Source organism: Massilia sp. X63, assembly GCF_041023745.1.
Classification (GTDB): Bacteria; Pseudomonadota; Gammaproteobacteria; order Burkholderiales; family Burkholderiaceae_D; genus Telluria.
In genome coordinates this window covers 63,998-70,523 of the sequence record NZ_JBFTEF010000019.1, presented here as the reverse complement: position 1 = coordinate 70,523, position 6,526 = coordinate 63,998, and the positions used below count along the sequence as shown (strand labels likewise).

At 68.8% G+C, this 6,526-nt stretch carries 6 protein-coding genes; 3 read left to right on the top strand and 3 right to left on the bottom strand.

Features of this window, described 5'->3' with window-relative positions; genetic code table 11:
- Positions 1 to 176: 176 nt before the first annotated feature.
- Together AB3347_RS24000 and AB3347_RS23995 are read right to left on the bottom strand one after the other, a co-directional pair.
- Positions 177 to 1,142 (bottom strand): HDOD domain-containing protein, encoded by a 966-nt coding sequence (locus tag AB3347_RS24000; RefSeq protein WP_369094229.1) that lies wholly within the window; start codon positions 1,140 to 1,142, stop codon positions 177 to 179.
- Positions 1,143 to 1,484: 342 nt separating this feature from the next.
- Positions 1,485 to 2,537, bottom strand: coding sequence for a FimV family protein (locus tag AB3347_RS23995; protein WP_369094228.1), 1,053 nt, complete (start codon positions 2,535 to 2,537; stop codon positions 1,485 to 1,487).
- 117 nt (positions 2,538 to 2,654) lie between these two features.
- On the opposite strand from AB3347_RS23995, the gene fumC reads away from it, so the two are divergent.
- From fumC to AB3347_RS23980, 3 genes are all read left to right on the top strand, one after another.
- On the top strand, positions 2,655 to 4,049 hold the full coding sequence (gene fumC, locus AB3347_RS23990; RefSeq protein WP_369094227.1) for a class II fumarate hydratase: 1,395 nt from the start codon (positions 2,655 to 2,657) through the stop codon (positions 4,047 to 4,049).
- Between the two features lie 82 nt (positions 4,050 to 4,131).
- On the top strand, positions 4,132 to 4,344 hold the full coding sequence (locus AB3347_RS23985; protein ID WP_369094226.1) for an RNA-binding S4 domain-containing protein: 213 nt from the start codon (positions 4,132 to 4,134) through the stop codon (positions 4,342 to 4,344).
- A 146-nt stretch (positions 4,345 to 4,490) separates the two neighbouring features.
- The gene (locus AB3347_RS23980) at positions 4,491 to 4,772 is read left to right on the top strand and encodes a DUF883 family protein (RefSeq protein WP_369094225.1); all 282 of its coding nucleotides are present in this window, start codon (positions 4,491 to 4,493) and stop codon (positions 4,770 to 4,772) included.
- A 78-nt stretch (positions 4,773 to 4,850) separates the two neighbouring features.
- On the opposite strand, the gene AB3347_RS23975 is transcribed toward AB3347_RS23980, so the two are convergent.
- Positions 4,851 to 6,524, bottom strand: coding sequence for a DUF692 family multinuclear iron-containing protein (locus AB3347_RS23975; protein WP_369094224.1), 1,674 nt, complete (start codon positions 6,522 to 6,524; stop codon positions 4,851 to 4,853).
- Positions 6,525 to 6,526: the final 2 nt, after the last annotated feature.

The window sequence follows — 6,526 nt, the reverse complement described above, 5'->3', positions numbered from 1 at the left end:
CCTTTGCCAGATCGATGCCGATTGTCGTAATCTTCATGATGACGCCCCCCTCGATGTCGTGGTGAGTTGACACTTCCACTTTGGCACATCGATGCCGTTTCGGGAGGGGGCGTCCATCCCATTGCCTTTGTTTTTGGCGCCGTCATCCATGGCAAAGGATGACGGCGCTTTTGGTTTTATGCGTCCAGCTTGCTCAGCTTGCCCAGGCAGCGCCGCTGGTAGCCGTTCAGCCCTTCCATGACGAGCGCATCGTCCTCGCCGACCAACCCGGCATCGATCAGCAGCCGCAGCTTGGCGATGTGGTCCCCCTGCGCCAGCGCCTGGGCCAGGTTCGACCCGTCCGGCGCGCCGGCCTGCGCGATCGCCTCGACCACCCGGGGCGGAAAATCCCAGTGCCTGGCGATGAGCGCCGACAGCGTGCGGCTGCGCGCCAGCAGTTCGACGCCGAAGCTATCGGAGGCCGGCACCTTGCCGTTCAGGCAGACGCGGTCGGCCAGCCGGAAGGCCACCACCAGCCCCACGTCCTGCATCAGCCCGGCCAGGCAGGATTCGAAGATGTCGGCCGCCAGGCCGGAAGCCATCAGGCTGGCCGCGACCGCGCATTTCTCGGAGTGATTCCAGACCAGCGGCGCGGCACGGCGCGCGAAGCCGGCGTCGTGCAGGCGGATCACCGGGCGGAAGGCGACCCGCGCCAGCAGCATGCGCAAGCCGTTCTGGCCCAGCAGCATGATGGCCGCGTCCAGGGTCTTGATCGGGGTGGCCGGGTGGTAATAGGCGCTGTTCGCCTCGCGCAGCACGTCGGCCATCAACACCACGTCCTCGGCCACCTGGTTCGCCAGCTCTCCCGTGGTCACGCTCTCGTCGCGCAGGCTGCGCAGCAGCTTGGGGATCAGCTCGGGGACGCGCGGCACCAGTTCGGCCGCCACGGCCGGGTTCTCCGCCAGCCTGCGCACCTGTTCGAGGATCAGGGCTTCGGTCTCGGGTGGCGCGTCGAAGCGGGCCGGACCGGCCAGCCAACGGTAATACAAGGCGTCGACGGCGGCGCTGCCCTGCCCTGCAGCAGCGGCCTGCGCCTCCTCGAGCACGGGCGCGTCGGGCGGCGATTCCGCACCGCCCAGCAAACGATTGATCCAATTTTTCATAGTAGGTCCGGGTCTGTCCGGCACCAGGATTGTAGCCTGTCCGGCGGGAGGCCAGTGAAACGGCGCCGGAAAAGACAAAAGCGCCCGCAGGCGCTTTGTGTGTGCCCGAGCGACAGGCTCGGACACGGAATGTGGGGGAGAGCGACCTCCAGGTATCTCCTGGCGTCGCCTCTTGCCGGTTGCATCCGGCGTTCGCTGCCGCAGTTGGCATACGAACCGCTTCCGGACACAGGCGTTTCCTCAACGTCTGCCTGCTTTCCGCGCCACGCTATCGGTGGTGGCTGCGCCAGGCCTCTGTGCCGTTCGTGATCTCGCGACCACAAATCCAGTATAACGCAAAAATCAGACTTGTGTAGACGAGTTGTGCGCGTCCTGTTCCAGGGTGGGTTCCGCCGCGGCGACCGGCTCCGGCTTGCGTCCGAGCCTGGCCTTCAGGCGCGCGCCCAACCCGGGGCCGCGCGCGCCGGCGCGCGGCGCGCCCCGCCTGCGGCGCAGGACGATCCACAGGCCGGCCAGCAGCGCCAGCACACCGGCGCCGGCGCCGGCCATCAGCCAGGGCGAGCCGGTCTCCGGCGGCGGTTCCGGTTTTTTCTTCTTCGGCTTGTGTACCTGCCCGGACGTGGCGGACGCTTGCATGACCGAGGCCGGCGAGGCGCCGGCCGCCACCTGCAGCACTTTTACCTTGTCCTCGAGCTGGTCCAGTCGCTCGCGCAGCAGGGCATTCTTCGCGCCCAGCATGACGCAGGCATCGACCTGCTGCCGGGGCTGTGGCGCGCAGGCGCCGGCCGGCGCGGCCGGCTCAAGCTTCGGCGGTGCAGCCTCGGTCGCCGTGGGCGGGGCGGCAGGCGGCGCCGGCCTGGAGACGATATGCGGTTTCGGCGCCGGCTTCGGGGTCGGTTTCGGGGCCGCCTTCGGGGCCGCTTTCGGTGCGGGCGCCGGTGCCGGCGCGGCAGGCGGCGCGGGTTCTGCCGCTTTGGCGGCTGTCTGCGGCTGGACCGGGGGCGCCGCCACCGGCGCCGGCGGCGCCGGATGCGGATCCGGCGACAGCCACAGGGTTGCCAGCCGCACGGCCCGCTGGCTGCCGTCGGCCAGTTCCAGGTACAGGTGCAGGTGCTCCGACTCCACCGGGCCGAGCGAGGTCAGGTGCAGGAACTGGCGTCCGTCGCGCCGCATCACCGACATCCTGAGGGTGGACAGCACCGCCGGCATGCCGATGCTGGCGCCGCGGTAAACGTTGGGACTGGCCAGCCGCACCTGTACCGGCGTGGCCGCGTCTTCCAGCATGGTGAGCTCGATGTCGGCCACCAGCGGCTGGCCGATGAAGGAGCCGACGCGCGGCTCGCCGAGCTCGGCAGCCGGTGCAGCGCCGGCCAGCAGCGCACATGCGAATATCAATGGAAGGCGGCACGCCATAAGCGGGAGGAAAAATGAAGCCGGAACGTCTTTAACGGACAATCGGCTAAACTCTTTAGTAACATCTCTCCCTACCGCCCGCATTCGACAGGAAAAACCATGGAAAACAGGATCGAGAAGGACAGCTTCGGCCCGATCGAGGTACCGGCGGAGCACCTCTGGGGCGCCCAGACCCAGCGTTCGCTGCACCATTTCCACATCTCGAGCGAGCGCATGGCGCCGGAACTGGTGGCGGCCCTGGCCCAGGTCAAGCGCGCCGCCGCCGCCGTCAACCGCTCGCTCGGCAAGCTCCCCGCCGACAAGGCCGACGCCATCATCCGCGCCGCCGACGAAGTACTCGAAGGGCGCCATGCGCGCGAGTTCCCGCTGGCGGTCTGGCAGACCGGTTCCGGCACCCAGAGCAACATGAACATGAACGAAGTGCTGGCCAACCGCGGCTCCGAACTGATGGGTGGCGAGCGCGGCGAGAAGCGCCTGCTGCACCCGAACGACCACGTCAACATGGGCCAGTCGTCGAACGACATCTTCCCGACCGCCATGCACGTCGCGGCCGCCACGGCCGTGGCCAAGGACGTGCTGCCGGCCCTGGCCCAGCTGCGCGCCACCCTGCTGCGCAAATCGCGCGACTTCGAAGACATCGTCAAGATCGGCCGCACCCACCTGCAGGACGCCACGCCGCTGACCCTGGGCCAGGAATTCTCGGGCTATGTGGCCCAGCTGGAATTTGCGGAGAGCGCGATCCGCTCTACCTTGCCCGGCTTGCTGGCCCTGGCCGCCGGCGGCACCGCGGTGGGCACCGGCCTGAACGCGCACCCGGACTTCGCGCCGCGCATCGCGGCCGAGATCAGTTCGCGCACCGGCCTGTCCTTCAAGAGCGCGCCCAACAAGTTCATGGCCCTGGCCGGCCACGACGCCCTGGTATCGAGCCACGGCGCCTTCAAGACCCTGGCCACGGCCCTGATGAAGATCGCCAACGACGTGCGCTGGATGGCCTCGGGCCCGCGCTCGGGCCTGGGCGAGATCACCATTCCGGAAAACGAACCGGGCAGCTCGATCATGCCGGGCAAGGTGAATCCGACCCAGTGCGAGGCGCTGACGATGCTGTGCTGCCAGGTGTTCGGCAACGACGTGGCGATCACGGTCGGCGGCTCGCAGGGCAACTTCGAGCTGAACGTGTTCAAGCCCATGATCGCGCATAACTTCCTGCAGAGCGCGCGCCTGCTGGCCGACGGCATGCGCTCGTTCGACACGCACTGCGCCCAGGGCATCGAGCCGAACCATGCGCGCATCGCCGAGCTGATGGAAAAATCGCTGATGCTGGTGACCGCACTGGCGCCGCACATCGGGTATGATCGCGCCGCACAAATCGCCAAGACCGCCTCGCACGAAGGCCTGACCCTGCGCCAGGCCGCGCTGCAGTCCGGTTTCCTCAGCGAGGCGCAGTTCGACCAGTGGATCGTGCCGATCGACATGACCCGGCCCGACGCCGCCTGAGGCGCGGCCGGCCGCGATCGATGACACCCTTGCGGGCGCCCTGCAGACAGGCGCCCGTTTCATTTTTTATCCCGAGGATAGCATGCAAAAAATAGTGTTCGATTTGACATCGGAATTCGTCGAAGTCAACCAGTTGCTGAAGCTGGTCGGCCTGGTCGACAGCGGCGGCGCCGGCAAGAACGTGGTCGCCAGCGGCGTGGTGTCGGTCGACGGCAAGCAGGAACTGCGCAAGACCGCGAAGATCCGCAGCGGCCAGACCGTCACCCTCGGCGACGTGCAGATTCGCGTGCAGTAAACGCCCACGGAAACTGGTACGAAAAAAGGCGGGTGAAGGGGCGTAAAACAGCGGGCTTATGTTTGCGCCCTAACAAACAGAGCGGGGCTTCCTTGTTTATATTTTAAGTCATCAGAACGGCTTAGGCTTTCGACAAAGGTGAAGCGATGGAAACCCCGAACCGCGCCCAGTCCCAGGAACAGCTCATCGGAGACCTGCGTCTCGTCATCGAAAACGCAGAAGAGCTGCTGAAGAATACCGACCATTACACCAGCGCGCTGTACCAGAACGCGCGCGCCAAGCTGGCGCTGGCGCTGGAGGCGGCCAACGAAGAGCTCGCGCGCTTCGAAGACGCCCAGCTCGAGCGCATGATGGCCGCCACCCGCGCGGCCAACGAGCACTATTGCGACCGCACCGGCGAACAGCGCATCCTGCGCGCTTTCCACTGACGCGTTTTTTACCGGCGTTTTTGCCTGCGCTTTTGCCGACGCTTTTGCCGAATCCCCTGTCGAATCGTCCGGGCGGTGTCAGCCGGCTTCGCCCGCCGCAATCGCGCTCACCACGCCGCGCCTGAACCAGCCCTGCAGCATGGCGCCGATGTCCGCTGCGCCCTCCCCTGCCGGCGTGAGGTCCAGTGCGGCGTCGACGGCCTCGCCGAAGCTGGCGCCCTCCGCCAGCCGCAGCAGGGCGGCCGCCTCCGGCGCGCCGATCTCCGCCACCTCCACCTTCCAGCCGCGCCGTACCACCAGCACGCTGCAGGGCCGCGCCACGTCCTCCGGTAATGCCGGGCCGCCCGGCTGGTGCGCGTGCCAGAGCGCCGCGACGGCCCAGCGGCTGCCCACCACCGCCACCGACGGCTGCAGGCCGAAACGGGCGGCGTCGAGGGCCTGCGGCGTCAGGGTCGTGAGCGCGGCAATCCCGAGCGGCGCCAGGTCCGGGGCCAGGCCGGCGCGGTGCACCGCCCATTCGAGGCGCGCCAGGTCCGGCAGGTAGGGAAAGGCCGCGGCCGGGGCGAAGCCCGCAAGGAAATCGGCGAAACGCGCGCCGAAGCCGGCCAGGTCCGGGTCCTGCGAGGGCCAGGCCTTGCCGTAGGCGCACGCCAGCCCGCCGAAGAATTCTTCGCCCACCATCTGCTGCAGAACCGGATAGGCCGCGCCCAGGGCGCGTTCCCAGCCCGCGCTCAGGTTGCCGCGGTACAGCGCCAACCGCGCGATGCTGCCCGTGCTCAGGGCAGGCCGAAGGACCGCTTCGCGCCCGCGGTCGAACAGGGCGTCGCCGAACTGCTGCTGGAGGGCGGCCAGCGCCGCGCCGTCCGCGGCCTGCGGCGCCGCGCACCTTACCGGGGCTGCGGGGGCATCCGGCAGCGGGAAATCCCGGGCGATCGCCTCGGCCTTGGCCGCTTCGGCCACCAGCAGCGCGAGCGGCGGCAGGTCGGCATCCCATTCGACCAGCGCCGGCACGCGGCCGAACCGCGCCAGCGCGGCGCGGTACAGTTCCCAGACTGGATCGGCCACCGCCGCGCCATGGTGGTCGACCAGGGCCAGCGGCGTCTCCAGGTGGCCGGCGAGGTGGATTTCGCCGACGCTGCCGCGCGGGAGCGCGGCGATGGCGGCCAGCGCGTCCTCGCCGTGGTTGTGCTGGTTGACGTAGAGGTTGTTCAGGTCGAGCAGGATGCCGCAGCCGGTGCGCCTGGCCAGTTCAGCCAGGAACTCGGCCTCGCTCATGGTGTCGGCACGAAAGCGCACATAGCTCGAAACGTTCTCGACCAGCAGGCGGCGGCCGAGACGGTCCTGCACCCGGTCGACGCGCTCGCACAGCAGGGCCAGGGCGGCGGCATTCAAGGTCAGCGGCAGCAGGTCGTTGAGCTGGCGGTCGGCCAGCGCGCCCCAGCTCAGGTGTTCGGAGACCAGCAAGGGATCGAGCGCCTCGACCAGTTCGCGCACGCGCGCGAGGTGGGCCTCGGAAAAACCGTGCGCCGAGCCGAGCCCGAGGCCGACACCGTGCAGGCTGAGGGGATAGTCGCGGCGCAGCTCGCCGAGCACGTGCCAGTCCCAGCCGGCGCGGGCCAGGTAGTTCTCGCTGTGGACTTCGATGAAGCCGACCGCCGGGCGCCCTTCCAGAAAGGCGCGGTAGTGCGGCGCGCGCAGCCCTATGCCGGTGGGAATGGCCGCGGCGGGAATGGCCGCGGCGGGAGCAGGCATCG